Here is a 13,705-nt window from a genome sequence, read left to right as displayed (position 1 = left end):
GGGAGTGTCGTAGGCGCCCGGTAGACTAGGGACGCCCGATTCCGGGCATCACCCCGAATTTTCCTGGAGACCCTCCATGGCGCACGCCCTTCGTCCTGACCTCCGTAACGTCGCGATCGTCGCGCACGTCGACCACGGCAAGACGACCCTCGTCGACGCCATGCTCCGCCAGACCGGCTCGTTCGGCGACCACGCGCACGTCGAAGAGCGCGCGATGGACTCGAACGACCTCGAGCGCGAGAAGGGCATCACGATCCTCGCCAAGAACACGGCGATCACTTACAACGGCGTGCACAGCGACGTTCCGGTGACGATCAACGTGATCGACACCCCCGGCCACGCCGACTTCGGTGGCGAGGTCGAGCGCGGCCTGTCGATGGTCGACGGCGTGGTGCTGCTCGTCGACGCGTCCGAGGGCCCGCTGCCCCAGACCCGCTTCGTGCTGCGCAAGGCCCTCGAGGCCAAGCTCCCCGTCATCCTGCTTGTCAACAAGACCGACCGCCCCGACGCGCGCATCGCCGAGGTCGAAGAAGAGGCGCACGACCTGCTGCTGGGCCTCGCGTCCGACCTGGTCGACGACGTGCCCGACCTCGACGTCGACGCCCTGCTCGACGTGCCGGTCGTCTACGCCTCGGGCCGCGCGGGTGCCGCGTCGCTCAACCGCCCCGACAACGGCTCGCTGCCCGACAACGAAGACCTCGAGCCGCTCTTCGGCGCGATCCTCGAGCACGTTCCGGCTCCCGCCTACGACGACGAGGCGCCCCTGCAGGCCTGGGTCACCAACCTCGACTCCTCGCCGTTCCTCGGTCGCCTCGCTCTGCTGCGCGTGTTCAACGGCACGCTCAAGAAGGGCCAGACCGTGGCCTGGGTGCGTGCCGACGGCACCACCAGCAATGCCCGCGTCACCGAGCTGCTGAAGACCCGCGCCCTCGAGCGCTACCCGGCCGAAGACGCCGGCCCCGGTGACATCGTCGCCATCGCCGGTTTCCCCGACATCACCATCGGCGAGACCATCGCCGACCCCGAGGACGTGCGCCCGCTGAAGGCGATCACCGTCGACGACCCGGCCATCTCGATGACCATCGGCACCAACACCTCGCCCCTCATGGGCAAGGTCAAGGGCCACAAGCTGACCGCCCGCATGGTCAAGGACCGCCTCGACCGTGAGCTCATCGGTAACGTTTCGCTCAAGGTCGTCGACATCGGACGCCCCGACGCGTGGGAGGTCCAGGGTCGCGGCGAGCTCGCCCTGGCGATCCTCGTCGAGAACATGCGTCGCGAGGGCTTCGAGCTCACGGTCGGCAAGCCCCAGGTGGTCACCAAGCGCGGTGAAGACGGCAAGCTCAAGGAGCCCTTCGAGCACCTGACCATCGACGCTCCCGAAGAGCACCTCGGTGCGATCACGCAGCTCATGGCCGCCCGCAAGGGGCGCATGGACAACATGACGAACCACGGCACCGGCTGGGTGCGCATGGAGTTCGTCGTGCCCTCGCGCGGCCTGATCGGCTTCCGCAGCGAGTTCCTCACGATCACCCGCGGCACCGGTATCGCCAACGCGATCTCGCACGGCTACGACGACTGGGCGGGCTCGATCACGACCCGCCAGAACGGCTCGATCGTCGCCGACCGCATGGGTGTCGTCACCCCGTTCGCGATGATCGCCCTGCAGGAGCGCATGAGCTTCTTCGTGCAGCCCACCGAAGAGGTCTACGAGGGCATGGTCATCGGCGAGAACTCGCGCGCCGACGACATGGATGTCAACATCACCAAGGAGAAGAAGCTCACGAACATGCGTTCGTCGACCTCCGACTCCTTCGAGTCGATGACGCCCCCGCGCATCCTCACGCTCGAGGAGTCGCTGGAGTTCGCCCGCGACGACGAATGCGTCGAGGTCACGCCCGAGAAGGTGCGCATCCGCAAGGTCGAGCTCGACGCGACCGCGCGGGGTCGCTCCGCTTCGCGCTTGAAGCGCCAGGACGCCAACGCGTAAGCGTTCCCGTCTCGAACGGCCCCGCCCAGCCTCGTGCTCGGCGGGGCCGTTCGCTTTGCGGGGTCTGCGGGTGGGTGGCATCCGGATGCCGTGGCGTGCGTGACGGCGGGGGTTTTCGGCGACGCGGCGGGGTAGGCGGCGCGTCGGGGGATTCGTCCGCGGGTGTGCGGGGACCGGCGGGAGTTCAGCTGTCTCCGGACGCCCCCGCGCGCATCACCTTCGCGAGCGCTTTGCCTTTCGCCAGTTCGTCGACGACCTTGTCGAGCAGTCGGATGCGGTACATCAGCGGGTCTTCGATCTGCTCGACCCGCACGCCGCAGACCACTCCGGTGATCTCGGCGGCCTGCGGGGTGAGCCGCGCCTCGTCGAAGAACTCGCGGAACGTGGTCGACCCCTGCGCGTGGCGGGCGAGGGCCGCCTCGTCGAACCCGGTCAGCCAGCGGATCACCGTGTCGAGCTCGTCCGTGGTGCGCCCTTTGCGTTCGACCTTCGCGACGTACAGCGGATACACCGACGAGAAGGTCATGTCGAAGACGCGGGACATGCCAGCACGATATCCCCGCGTCCGGCCCCTGTCGACGCGGTCGTCGGGTCAGCGGGACTCGACGACGCAGACGGCGCTCATACCCGCCGTGAGCGCTTCGAAGACGTGGGGCGCGTCACCGGCGTACGAGAGGTAGTCGCCGGGTGCGAGCTCGAAGGGGGCGTCGGCCGGGCCGACGAGACCGCGACCCGAGACCATCACGAGGTGCTCGATCGTTCCCCGGGGATGCGGGTCGGATCGGCGGGGGGAACCCGGTTCGGCCGAGAGCAGGTAGATGTCGCGGCGAGCGTGCGGGGGGCTCGCCGAGAGCAGGACGGCGATGTAGTCGGATGCCGATGAGGCCACGGCCGTACCGGCTTCGCCGGCCCGGATGAGGGTGGGGGAGTGCGCGCCCTCGTCGACGAAGTCGGCGAACGTGATCTCGAGCGCCGAGGCCAGCGCCCACAGGGTCTCGACGCTGGGATTGCCGCCCCCGTTCTCGAGCTGCGAGACGGTGGCCTTGGCGACTCCGGCCCGCCGGGCGAGTTCCGAGACGCTGAGGTCACGTCTCTCTCGCTCGCGGCGTAGGCTCGCGGCGATTCGGGCGCTCAGATCGCTCATCTGTTCATTATGACCGTCGATCGTTCGACTTGACGAACGACGTCTTGAGCGTTCACGATGATGTCCATGCGTTCGCTTCACCGAACATCCGAGGGTGTCGCCGCTCGACAGGGCCTCGCCGTCGCCCTCGCCACGAGTGCCTACGGCATCTCTTTCGGGGCCCTGTCCGTGGCATCCGGTCTGGACATCTGGCAGACCTGCGTGCTGAGCCTGCTGATGTTCACCGGCGGATCGCAGTTCGCGTTCGTCGGGGTCATCGCCGCGGGGGGAGTGGCCGCCGCACCCGCGGCGATCGCGTCGTCGGCCCTGCTCGGCGTCCGCAACGCCGCGTACGCGATGCGCATGGCGCCCGTCGTGGCGGGCGGACCCTGGCGCAAGGCGTCGGCCACGCACTTCACGATCGACGAATCGGTGGCGGTCGGCCTGGCGCAGACCGAGCCGCGCGCTCGTCAGGTGGGCTTCTGGGTCACGGGTGTGGCGATCTGGGTCGGCTGGAACCTCTCGACTCTCCTGGGGGCGCTCCTCGGCGACGTCCTCGGCGACCCCCGTGCCTACGGTCTCGATGCGGCGGCGGCCGCCGCGTTCCTCGCTCTGCTGTGGCCGCGTCTTCGCGGACGTCAGCCCCTGGCGGTGGCCGCGGGAGCGGCGATCGTCGCGGCGCTGCTCACACCGTGGCTCATGCCGGGGATCCCGGTGATCGCGGCGGCGGGAGTCGCGATCGCGGTGGGACTGTTCGATCCCCGGCCCGCGAAGCCGGCGGCAACCGAGGAGCGGATGCCGTGACCCTGTGGACCGCGGTGCTCACGGCATCCGTCATCTGCGTCGCCCTCAAGGCGACGGGCTACCTGCTTCCCGCTCACTGGCTCGACAAGCCGCGCCCCGCGCGGATCGCGGACCTTCTCACCGTCGCCCTGCTCTCGGCGCTCGTGATGGTGCAGACGCTCGGCGCGGGGTCGGCGGTGGTCGTGGACGCGCGACTCCCGGCGGTCGGGGTCGCGGTCCTCCTCCTCTGGGCGCGCGCCCCGTTCCTCGTCGTGGTCGCCGCGGCGGCCCTCACCGCGGCGCTGCTGCGGCTCTGGGGGTGGGCGGCGTGAGGGGTAAGTGCTATCGGCCACGGCCGTCGCATAGCTGTCGCGCCTAGACTCGACCGGTGACTTCCACGATTCTCCGCGTCGTCGGCTGGGTGGTGGCCCTGCTCGTGGGGGCCTTCTACGGAGCAGCCGGCACCGTAGGCCAGGCCTTCCTCGTCGGCCCCGTGCCGGTGGGTTTGATCCTCGCGACGATCGGCAGTGCGGCCCTGCTCATCGCCCTGCGCACGCTCACGGGCGATCGCGTCAACGCCCTCGCCGGAGGGTTGGGGATCACCGCCGCCACGTACTTGTTCTCTCAGGTGGGGCCGGGCGGTTCCGCGATCGTCGCTGCGCCCACCGCGGGGACCGAGTGGATCCCGCTCGTGTGGACGGTCGTCGGACCCGCGCTCATGGTGCTGGTCGCGCTGTGGCCCGACTTCAGCAAGATGCAGGCGCCGGCGCGCCCGGCCGAATCCTAAGCCCGCGGCCCGGCGGCGGAGTCGGTCGCTCCGGCGCGATTAGACTGATGCGGTGACTTACGTGATCGCCCTCCCGTGCGTCGATGTGAAAGACCGCGCCTGCATCGATGAGTGCCCTGTCGACTGCATCTACGAGGGTGAACGATCGCTCTACATCCACCCCGACGAGTGCGTCGACTGCGGTGCGTGCGAGCCGGTCTGCCCCGTCGAGGCCATCTACTACGAGGACGACCTCCCCGAGGAGTGGTCCGACTACTACAAGGCCAACGTCGAGTTCTTCGACGACATCGGCTCGCCCGGTGGTGCGGCCAAGGTCGGCGTGATCGCCAAGGACCACCCCGTCATCACCGCATTGCCCCCGCAGGCGCACTGACCCGTGGGCGTCGCCGACCTCGCCGACTACCCGTGGGACGCGGTCGCCCCGTACGCGGAGCGCGCCCGACGCCACCCCGACGGCATCGTCGACCTGTCGATCGGCTCGCCCGTCGACCCGACGCCCTCCGTCGTCGCCGAAGCGCTGGCTGACGCAACCGACGCGCACGCCTACCCGCAGACGGCGGGGACCCCGGCACTGCGCGAGGCGATCGCCGAGTGGTACCACCGCCGGCGCGGCGTCCCCGGCCTGGCCGCGGCGAACGTTCTGCCGACCGTCGGCTCCAAAGAGCTGGTCGCCCTGCTGCCGTTGCTGTTGGGGCTCGGCCCGGGCGATGCCGTGGTTCACCCGCGCGCCGCCTACCCGACCTACGAGGTCGGAGCGCGTCTCGTGGGCGCCGAGGCCGTGGCATCCGACGATCCGTCCTCGTGGCCCGCGAACGCGCGCGTGATCTGGATCAACTCACCCGGCAATCCCGACGGGCGCGTCCTCTCGACGGACGAGCTTCGGGATGCCGTGACCCGGGCGCGTGAAATCGGTGCCGTCCTCGCGTCGGACGAGTGCTACGCCGAACTGGGCTGGGACGCCCCGTGGGATGAGCAGCCCGTACCGAGCGTGCTCGACCCGGGCGTCGTCGGAGACGACCTCTCCGGCGTGCTGTCGGTGTACTCGCTGAGCAAGCAGTCGAACCTCGCCGGGTACCGCGCGGCGTTCCTCGCCGGTGACCCCGCCCTCGTGTCGCGGTTGCTCACCGGTCGCAAGCACCTGGGCCTCATGCCGCCCGCGCCGGTGCAGCGCGCGATGACCGTCGCCCTCGGAGACGACGAGCACGTCGCCGCGCAGCGCGAGCGCTACGCCCGCCGCCGCGCGGTCCTCAAGCCCGCGGTCGAGGCCGCCGGCTTCACCATCGACCGCAGCGAGGGCGGCCTGTACCTCTGGGCGACCGAGGGACGCGACGCGTGGGAGAGCGTCGACCGCCTCGCCGATCTCGGCATCCTGGTGGGACCGGGGCACTTCTACGGCACCCACTTTCCGAACCACGTGCGCTTCTCGCTCACCGCGACCGACGAGCGCATCGCCGCCGCCGCGGAGCGTCTGCGCGCCTGACCAGGAGGTTCCCTCCATCCGATGGGGGCAACCTTTAGCGGTGTCATCTGTACGCCGGAGTGCCTACTAGGCTGTAAAGGCAGGTCGTTCGGGGTCATCCTCCGTGCGCCCCGCCGACCCGGATGCCATTCCCGTGGCATCCAGAGGGCGAGAAGATCGCGGGGTGCCGCAACCCCCCGCGTTCGACCACACGGGCGACCAGAAATCGCAAGGAGGCGCGGTGAGCGACGCGGGCACGCAGCAGGACAAGGCCACTCTCACGGTAGGGGGCACCACCGCCGAATTCCCGGTCCTGCGAGGCACCGACGGCGTTCCGAGCATCGACATCGCGTCGCTGACGAAGCAGACCGGTCACACCACGCTCGATTACGGTTTCGTCAACACGGCGTCGACGAAGTCCGACATCACCTACATCGACGGCGATCAGGGCATCCTCCGCTATCGCGGGTACCCCATCGAGCAGCTGGCGAAGAACAGCACCTACCTCGAGGTCGCGTGGCTGCTCATCTACGGCGAGCTGCCCTCGGCATCCGAGCTCGCGTCGTTCGACGAGCGGATCCGCCGTCACACGCTGCTGCACGAAGACCTCAAGAGCCTCTTCTCGGCGCTGCCGCCGACCGCGCACCCCATGTCGGTGCTCTCAGCGGCGACCGCGGCCCTCTCGACCTACTACGAGGCCGAGTCCGACCCGCACAACCCCGAGCACGTCGAGCTCAACACGGTCCGCATGCTCGCGAAGCTCCCCGTGATCGCGGCCTACGCGCACAAGAAGAGCATCGGACAGGCGTTCCTGTACCCCGACAACTCCCTGGGCTTCGTCGACAACTTCCTCAAGCTCAACTTCGGTGTGCACAGCGAGCCCTTCGAGGCCAACCCGGTCATGACGAAGGCCCTCGACCTGCTGCTGATGCTGCACGAGGACCACGAGCAGAACGCCTCGACCTCGACCGTGCGCCTCGTCGGTTCGACCGGAGCGAACCAGTTCGCGTCGATCTCGGCCGGCATCCAGGCGCTCTCCGGCCCCCTGCACGGTGGCGCGAACGAAGCCGTCCTGCAGATGCTCGCGCGCATCCGCGACTCGGGCGAGAGCGTCGAGCGCTTCGTCGAGCGGGTGAAGAACAAGGAGCAGGGCGTCAAGCTCATGGGCTTCGGTCACCGCGTCTACAAGAACTACGACCCGCGCGCGAAGCTCGTCAAAGAGTCGGCCGACGAGGTGCTCACCGCACTCGGCGTCAGCGACCCGCTGCTCGACCTCGCCAAGGAGCTCGAGCAGATCGCCCTCGAGGACGACTACTTCAAGGAGCGTCGCCTCTACCCGAACGTCGACTTCTACACCGGCGTGATCTACAAGGCGATGGGCTTCCCCACGCGCATGTTCACGGTGCTGTTCGCGATCGGCCGCCTGCCCGGCTGGCTCGCCCAGTGGCGCGAGGCGATCAGCGACCCCCAGACGAAGATCGGCCGCCCGCAGCAGCTGTACACGGGTGCCGCCGAGCGCAACTACCCCGGCATCTGACCCGGCCTGGAGCGCCCCGTCCCTCTTGCGAGGGGCGGGGCGTTTCGCTGTGTGCGGCGGGGTGTGTCGCTGGTTCTCCCCATGTCCCACTTCGTGCTGTCTGGGGCGCCGCCAGGTAGCCGATTGTGGGACATGGTCTGCATATATGGGGACATTCTCGTCGAGGGCGGTTCGCCCTGCACCCATGTCCCGCATTGTGCTGCCTGGGATGCCGCCAGGGAGCCGCTTGTGGGACATGGTCTGCGCAGATGGGGACATGGGCCGCGAGGGCGGTTCGCCCTGCAGCCATGTCCCACTTTGTGCTGTCTGGGGTGCCGCCAGGGAGCCGTTTGTGGGACATGGTCTGCGCAGATGGGGACATGGTCTGCGCACAGGGGGACATGGGGTGCGCCGGAGAGACCGAATGCCAGGCGGTTCCGCCGACGCCGATGACGCAACCAGTAGGGTCGGGGCATGCCGCGCCTGCTCGTCCGCCGTCCGTCGCCCCGCCTCGCCGAGGGCGAGCTCACCCACCTCGACCGCGTGCCGGTCGATGCCGAGCTGGCGATGACGCAGTGGCAGGCGTACGTCGGTGCCTTCCGCACCCGTGGGTGGGAGATCGTCGAGATCGACCCGGCCGATGACCAGCCCGACGGGGTGTTCGTCGAGGATGCGGTCGTCGTCTTCGGTGACCTCGCCGTGCTCTGCCGGGCCGGCGCCGTCTCGCGCCGCGGCGAGGCGGAGAGCGTGCGCGCGGGGGTCACGGCATCCGGAATCGATCTTGCCGAGATCGTGGAACCCGGAACCCTCGACGGGGGCGACGTGCTCAAGGTCGGACGGACCGTCTACGTGGGCGCGTCGTCGCGGACGAACGCCGAGGGCATCGCCCAGCTGCGGGCTCTGCTCGAGCCGCGTGGGTGGGAGGTGCGCGAGATCCCGGTCACGAAGGTGCTACACCTGAAGTCGGGGGTGACGGCGCTACCCGACGGAACGGTGATGGGGTTCGAGCCGCTGGTCGACGATCCGTCGATGTTCCCGGTGTTCGCGGGCGTGCCCGAGGAGCACGGCACGGCCGTGGTCGTCCTGGACGACGACACGGTGCTGATGTCGGCGGACGCCCCGGCGACGGCGGAGGAGCACCGGTTCCGCGGCCTTGAGGTCGTGACCGTCGACGTGAGCGAGTTCGAGAAGCTCGAGGGCTGCGTGACCTGCCTGTCGGTGCGGGTGCGCGACTGACGCGACCGGCGCGGGGGCGGATACGCGACGAGAAACGCTCCCTGCACGGAGAAACGCGCGCCGCGGGCGTTTCCTCGTGCAGGGAGCGTTTATCGGGAAAAGGGCGCAGGCGCCTGCGCCTCAGGCGTGCAGTGCCTCGTTCAGCGTGACGCCGACGCCGGCGCGGGCCGAGGCCTCGACGGCGCCGGTGAGGGAGTTGCGGCGGAACAGGATGCCGTCGCGACCCGACAGCTCGCCCGCCTTGACCGTCTCGTCGCCGACGCGCACTTTCGTGCCGGCGGTGACGTAGAGACCGGCCTCGACGACGCAGTCGTCTCCGAGCGAGATGCCGATGCCGGCGTTCGCGCCGAGCAGGGTGCGTGCTCCGATCGAGACGCGGTGCGTCCCGCCGCCCGAGAGCGTGCCCATGATCGAGGCGCCGCCGCCGATGTCGGTGCCGTCGCCGATGACGACGCCCTGAGAGACGCGGCCCTCGATCATCGAGGAGCCGAGCGTGCCGGCGTTGAAGTTGACGAAGCCCTCGTGCATGACGGTCGTGCCGGGGGAGAGGTGCGCGCCCAGGCGCACGCGCGAGGCGTCGGCGATGCGCACGCCCGCGGGCAGGACGTAGTCGGTCAGGCGCGGGAACTTGTCGAGACCCTGGAGCTGGATGCCGTGACGCTTCAACTGCGGCAGCAGGCGCTCCGCGTCGTCGGGGTGCACGGGACCCGCGTTCGTCCACGCGACGTTGGGGAGGTGCCCGAAGATGCCGTCGAGGTTGATCTCGTTGGGCCGGACGAGCAGGTGCGAGAGCGCGTGCAGGCGCAGGTAGGCGTCGACGGTCGAGGCGGGAGCCGCGTCGGCGTCGATCATGAGAGACACCGTCTCGACGACGACGCCACGTCGCTCGTCGGGGCCGGCGGCGGATTCGAGCGCCGCCTGCTCGGCATCCAGGTCTCCGTGGGCACCGAGGACCGGCTTCGGGAACCAGGCGTCGAGCACCGTCCCCCCGGTGGTTCGCGTCGAGAGGCCGGCAGCGCTGATGCGTCGTTCGTTGCTCACCGTCCCAGGGTACTGGGGCACCGGCTGTGGGAAGATCGGGGCATGCCCGCGCTCGACCTCACCCAGTCCTCGGCCGCCCTGACGCGAGCCGTCTGCGACATCCACAGCGTCTCGGGAGACGAGACCCCTCTCGCGGATGCCATCGAGGCCGCCGTCTCCGCGTACCCCCACCTCGAGGTCATCCGCGACGGCGACACCATCGTCGCCCGCACCGCCCTGGGGCGCGACCGCCGGGTCGTCATCGCCGGGCACATCGACACCGTGCCGATCAACCGCAACCTCCCCGTCGAGGACCGCACGGTCGACGGCGAGGACGTCATCTGGGGCCGCGGGACGGTCGACATGAAGGCGGGCGTCGCGGTGCAGCTCAAGCTCGCCGCCGAGCTCACCGCGCCCCCGGTCGACATCACCTGGATGTGGTACGACCACGAAGAAGTCGACTCGGCGCTGAACGGCCTCGGTCGGCTCTCGCGCAACCGCCCGGACCTGTTCGAGGGTGACTTCGCGATCCTCGGCGAACCGAGCAACGGCGAGGTCGAGGGCGGCTGCAACGGCACGCTCCGCGCCATCGTGCGCACCGAGGGAGTCCGTGCGCACAGCGCGCGATCGTGGATCGGCGAGAACGCGATCCACAAGGCCGCGCCGATCCTCGCGCGCCTGGCCGAGTACCGTGCCCGCGAGATCGAGGTCGAGGGTCTTGTCTACCGCGAGGGCTTGAACGCTGTCAGCATCTCGGGCGGGGTCGCGGGCAACGTCATCCCCGACGCGTGCGCGGTCGAGGTCAACTACCGCTTCGCGCCGAGCCGTGACGCCGCCGCCGCCACCCGCGTCGTCACCGACGTGTTCACGGGCTTCGACGTCGAGATCGTCGACGTGGCCGAAGGAGCTCGTCCCGGCCTCGACGCGGCCCTGGCGAAGGACTTCGTGGATGCCGTGGGTGCCACCCCCAAACCGAAGTACGGCTGGACGGACGTGGCGCGGTTCTCGGCGCTCGGCATCCCCGCCGTCAACTACGGTCCGGGTGACCCGCACCTCGCTCATCACGACGAGGAGCGGGTTCCGATCGCGCAGATCGACGCCGTCGAGCGCGGCCTTCGTGCCTGGTTGAGCGGGTCGTGACCGCCGCGGCCACGACGCGCACGCGGGTCGGATGGTGGGAGCGCCTTCCCGTGCCGGCGCGCATCGCCATCGTCTACGGTGCGGCGCGCGTGGTCACGACGGGATTCTTCCTGCTGGCCTCTGCGCTGTCGGGGCCCGGGTCGCGTTACGGTGTGGCCCCCTCGCTCGAGAAGCTCGCGCTCGGGTGGGATGCGCAGTGGTACTGGCTCGCCGCGGTGTCGGGATATCCCGTTGATCTGCCCCTCGCCGCGGGCGGTCACGTCGCCGAGAACGCGTGGGCGTTCATGCCGCTGTATTCGTACCTCTCGGCCGGACTCGGATTCCTGCTCGGCTCGTGGGGCGCCGGGGCCGTCACCATCTCGTTGGCCGCGGGGTTCGGTGCGTGCCTCGTGCTGCATTCGATGCTACGGGATCGGATCGGCGACTCCGCCGCGATGTGGGCCGTGGTCTTCTTCGCGTGCGGTCCGCTCGCCGCCCTGTTCCAGGTGGGGTACGCCGAGGCGCTGTTCCTGTTCTTCCTCTTCCTCGCCCTCCGGTGCGTGCAGCGACGTCGATGGGGCTGGCTCTATCTGCTGGTCCCGGCGATGGGGTTCACGCGCCCCGGGATCCTCGCCTTCGCTCTGTTCCTCGGTCTCTACGGGGTATACCGCTTCGTGCGCCGACGGAAGGATCCGCTTACGACGCGCGACATCGCGCATCTCGTGGCCCTCGGCGGACTTTCGGTCGTGGTGGGCTTCGCGTGGCAGGTGATCGCGGGGATCGTCACGGGCGACCCGGGCGCGTACCTGGCGACCGAGTTGGCGTGGCGGCGCAACTGGCTCGGGGACTCGGGGCGGGGCTTCGTCCCCTTCGACGGGTTCGTCGAGGCCGCGGGGTTCTGGTTCACCCGGTGGGGGCTCGGCGCCGTCACGGGCTACGTGTTCCTCGCGATGATGGTGGCGGCCATCGGCGCGCTGCTGCTGTTCTCGCCGCAGGTGAAGCGACTGGGCATCGAGGTGCGACTGTGGTCGGCGAGCTACCTCGTCTACCTGTTGCTGGTGTTCTTCCCGCAGTCCAGCATCTTCCGGCTGCTCGTGCCGATCTCGCCGCTGTGGGGCGCCCTCGCGGTGCCGAAATCACGCGCGTGGCGGTTCGGCGTGCTCGCTCTCGCGCTGCTCGGACAGTGGTGGTGGATCTACAACATGTACGCCCTCGCGAACACGTATTGGCAGATTCCCTGACCCAGATCCGCCCCCGCCGACCCGCCTGTACGACCCGCCACGCGGGATACCGGTAAACTTCTCAGGCAGACCAACGACGAAAAGGGGGCCGCGATGGCAGCCATGAAGCCGCGTACCGGCGACGGACCGATGGAGGCCGTGAAGGAGGGCCGGTTGATCATCGTGCGCGTGCCGCTCGAGGGTGGCGGGCGACTCGTCGTCTCGGTGAACGACGCCGAGGCGAAGGAACTCTACGACGTGCTCGGTGGTGTCGTCACCGCCTGACGACCATCGACGCAGTGAAGGCCGGCTCCCGCGGGGGCCGGCCTTCTTCGTTCCCGCGTGCTTCGCGGGGAGAGGTTCAGGCCTCGGGTGGACGGGTCGTGAGCTGCAGCAGGCCTTCGCCCGTGGTCGACAGGGCGCCGATGACGGCGGGGGAGGACTGCACCTCTTGAATCAGCGAGCGGTAGGCCGTGGTCACCGCGTCGCGGCGCACCGGGTCGGCGACCGCGCCGTGCGCGAGGACGCGGGGGATGAGGACGGTCCCGCCGGCGCGCACCAGACGCAGGCCGTGCTCGACGTATTCGATGACGCCTTCGGGGTCGGCGTCGATGAAGACGATGTCGTACGACGCCTCGTTCATGCGCGGCAGGACATCGGATGCCCGCCCGGTGATGAATCGGGCACGCGCGGCGGGCACGCGGGCGTCCGAGAACGCGGAGCGCGCGGCCCCGAGGTGCTCGGGTTCGCTGTCGATCGTGGTGATCGTCGCGCGGGGCGAACCGTGCAGCAGCCAGAGGCCCGACACGCCGCCGCCGGTGCCCACCTCGACGATGTTCAGAGCACGGGATGCCGCCGAGATCACCGCGGCTTGGGCCCCGACCGCGGGGCTGATGGGCGCCGCGCCGAGCTCGAGCGCGTGCGCCCGGGCGCGAGCGATGTGCTCGGGCTCGACCGTCGACTCCTGCACGAACCGTTCGTTCGCCTCATGACCGCTCACGTGGACCTCCTCAGATCAGGCTAGACGGCGGATGGTCGCTGGACCCCCAGGCGAGGCCGGTAATCTGGAGGCATGTTCTTCGGCCTCACGATCGAGAAGCTGATGCTGATCGGCGTGATCGCAGCGGTCCTCGTCGGCCCCGAGCGTCTGCCGCGCTACGCGGAGGCGTTGGCCAAGTTCACCAAGCGCGCGAAAGAGACGCTGCAGGGTGCCCGTTCGCGCATGCGCGACGAGATGGGCCCCGAGTTCGACGACGTCGACTGGAAGAAGCTCGACCCGCGCCAGTACGACCCGCGGCGCATCATCCGCGAGGCGCTCCTCGACGACACCCCGACGGCGACGATGCGGGCCGCGGGCGCCGCAGCTCTCGCGGCGCGCGAGAAGCCGGCATCCACCCCCTTCGTGGCGGGCGAGCTGCCGCCGTTCGACGACGAGGCGACCTGACGCGGGAG

The 13,705-nt window shown here is 69.8% G+C and carries 16 protein-coding genes; 12 read left to right on the top strand and 4 right to left on the bottom strand.

The features are described 5' to 3' along the window. Positions 1-76: 76 nt before the first annotated feature. Positions 77-1,990 carry a translational GTPase TypA gene (gene typA, locus AB6V31_RS08220; protein ID WP_056230447.1) on the top strand — a complete coding sequence of 638 codons (1,914 nt, stop codon included), beginning with the start codon at positions 77-79 and terminating at the stop codon, positions 1,988-1,990. Between the two features lie 184 nt (positions 1,991-2,174). On the opposite strand, the gene AB6V31_RS08215 is transcribed toward typA, so the two are convergent. Together AB6V31_RS08215 and AB6V31_RS08210 are read right to left on the bottom strand one after the other, a co-directional pair. After that, positions 2,175-2,534: a DUF2200 domain-containing protein gene (locus AB6V31_RS08215; RefSeq protein ID WP_056230449.1), complete on the bottom strand. Its 360-nt coding sequence runs from the start codon at positions 2,532-2,534 to the stop codon at positions 2,175-2,177. 48 nt (positions 2,535-2,582) lie between these two features. Beyond that, positions 2,583-3,134, bottom strand: a complete 552-nt coding sequence (locus tag AB6V31_RS08210; RefSeq protein WP_144785451.1) for a helix-turn-helix domain-containing protein — start codon at positions 3,132-3,134, stop codon at positions 2,583-2,585. A gap of 66 nt (positions 3,135-3,200) precedes the next feature. Between AB6V31_RS08210 and AB6V31_RS08205 the strand changes: the two genes are divergently transcribed. The 7 genes from AB6V31_RS08205 to ddaH all read left to right on the top strand — a co-directional run bounded on the left by AB6V31_RS08205 (position 3,201) and on the right by ddaH (position 8,894). Then, complete coding sequence (locus AB6V31_RS08205; RefSeq protein WP_056230454.1) at positions 3,201-3,917, top strand: AzlC family ABC transporter permease; 717 nt, start codon at positions 3,201-3,203, stop codon at positions 3,915-3,917. Continuing rightward, positions 3,914-4,228 (top strand): AzlD domain-containing protein, encoded by a 315-nt coding sequence (locus AB6V31_RS08200; protein WP_369364998.1) that lies wholly within the window; start codon positions 3,914-3,916, stop codon positions 4,226-4,228. Before AB6V31_RS08205 ends, AB6V31_RS08200 begins: the two co-directional genes overlap by 4 nt. 56 nt (positions 4,229-4,284) lie before the next feature. After that, positions 4,285-4,683: a histidinol dehydrogenase gene (locus AB6V31_RS08195; RefSeq protein ID WP_074696989.1), complete on the top strand. Its 399-nt coding sequence runs from the start codon at positions 4,285-4,287 to the stop codon at positions 4,681-4,683. A gap of 52 nt (positions 4,684-4,735) precedes the next feature. Then, positions 4,736-5,056: a ferredoxin gene (fdxA, locus tag AB6V31_RS08190; RefSeq protein WP_055836218.1), complete on the top strand. Its 321-nt coding sequence runs from the start codon at positions 4,736-4,738 to the stop codon at positions 5,054-5,056. Positions 5,057-5,059: 3 nt separating this feature from the next. Then, positions 5,060-6,163 (top strand): succinyldiaminopimelate transaminase, encoded by a 1,104-nt coding sequence (dapC, locus tag AB6V31_RS08185; protein WP_369364996.1) that lies wholly within the window; start codon positions 5,060-5,062, stop codon positions 6,161-6,163. Between the two features lie 220 nt (positions 6,164-6,383). Then, on the top strand, positions 6,384-7,679 hold the full coding sequence (locus tag AB6V31_RS08180) for a citrate synthase (RefSeq protein WP_074696985.1): 1,296 nt from the start codon (positions 6,384-6,386) through the stop codon (positions 7,677-7,679). Between the two features lie 453 nt (positions 7,680-8,132). After that, positions 8,133-8,894 carry a dimethylargininase gene (gene ddaH / locus AB6V31_RS08175; protein WP_369364995.1) on the top strand — a complete coding sequence of 254 codons (762 nt, stop codon included), beginning with the start codon at positions 8,133-8,135 and terminating at the stop codon, positions 8,892-8,894. A 120-nt stretch (positions 8,895-9,014) separates the two neighbouring features. Here the strand turns inward: ddaH and dapD are convergent, their stop codons facing one another. Next, on the bottom strand, positions 9,015-9,935 hold the full coding sequence (gene dapD, locus AB6V31_RS08170) for a 2,3,4,5-tetrahydropyridine-2,6-dicarboxylate N-succinyltransferase (protein ID WP_056230463.1): 921 nt from the start codon (positions 9,933-9,935) through the stop codon (positions 9,015-9,017). Between the two features lie 42 nt (positions 9,936-9,977). Here dapD and dapE point away from each other — a divergent pair, with 42 nt between their 5' ends. From dapE to AB6V31_RS08155, 3 genes are all read left to right on the top strand, one after another. Next, positions 9,978-11,054: a succinyl-diaminopimelate desuccinylase gene (dapE, locus tag AB6V31_RS08165; RefSeq protein ID WP_056230465.1), complete on the top strand. Its 1,077-nt coding sequence runs from the start codon at positions 9,978-9,980 to the stop codon at positions 11,052-11,054. After that, entirely contained in the window at positions 11,051-12,274 is a 1,224-nt protein-coding gene (locus tag AB6V31_RS08160) for a hypothetical protein (protein WP_369364993.1), read from the top strand. The genes dapE and AB6V31_RS08160 overlap by 4 nt, the downstream gene beginning before the upstream one ends. A gap of 93 nt (positions 12,275-12,367) precedes the next feature. Beyond that, on the top strand, positions 12,368-12,538 hold the full coding sequence (locus AB6V31_RS08155) for a DUF3117 domain-containing protein (RefSeq protein WP_074615842.1): 171 nt from the start codon (positions 12,368-12,370) through the stop codon (positions 12,536-12,538). A 76-nt stretch (positions 12,539-12,614) separates the two neighbouring features. Here AB6V31_RS08155 and AB6V31_RS08150 read toward each other — a convergent pair whose 3' ends face one another. Beyond that, a complete protein-coding gene (locus tag AB6V31_RS08150) occupies positions 12,615-13,253 on the bottom strand; it encodes an O-methyltransferase (protein WP_056230467.1) in 639 nt (212 codons plus the stop codon). 72 nt (positions 13,254-13,325) lie between these two features. Here AB6V31_RS08150 and AB6V31_RS08145 point away from each other — a divergent pair, with 72 nt between their 5' ends. Then, positions 13,326-13,697, top strand: a complete 372-nt coding sequence (locus tag AB6V31_RS08145; protein ID WP_056230469.1) for a hypothetical protein — start codon at positions 13,326-13,328, stop codon at positions 13,695-13,697. The last annotated feature ends 8 nt before the right edge of the window (positions 13,698-13,705 follow it).

This window comes from Microbacterium sp. 16-032, from assembly GCF_041079455.1.
Lineage (GTDB): Bacteria > Actinomycetota > Actinomycetes > Actinomycetales > Microbacteriaceae > Microbacterium > Microbacterium testaceum_A.
The sequence above is the reverse complement of the archived record's forward strand: the minus strand, read 5'-3'. Positions and strand labels throughout refer to the sequence as shown.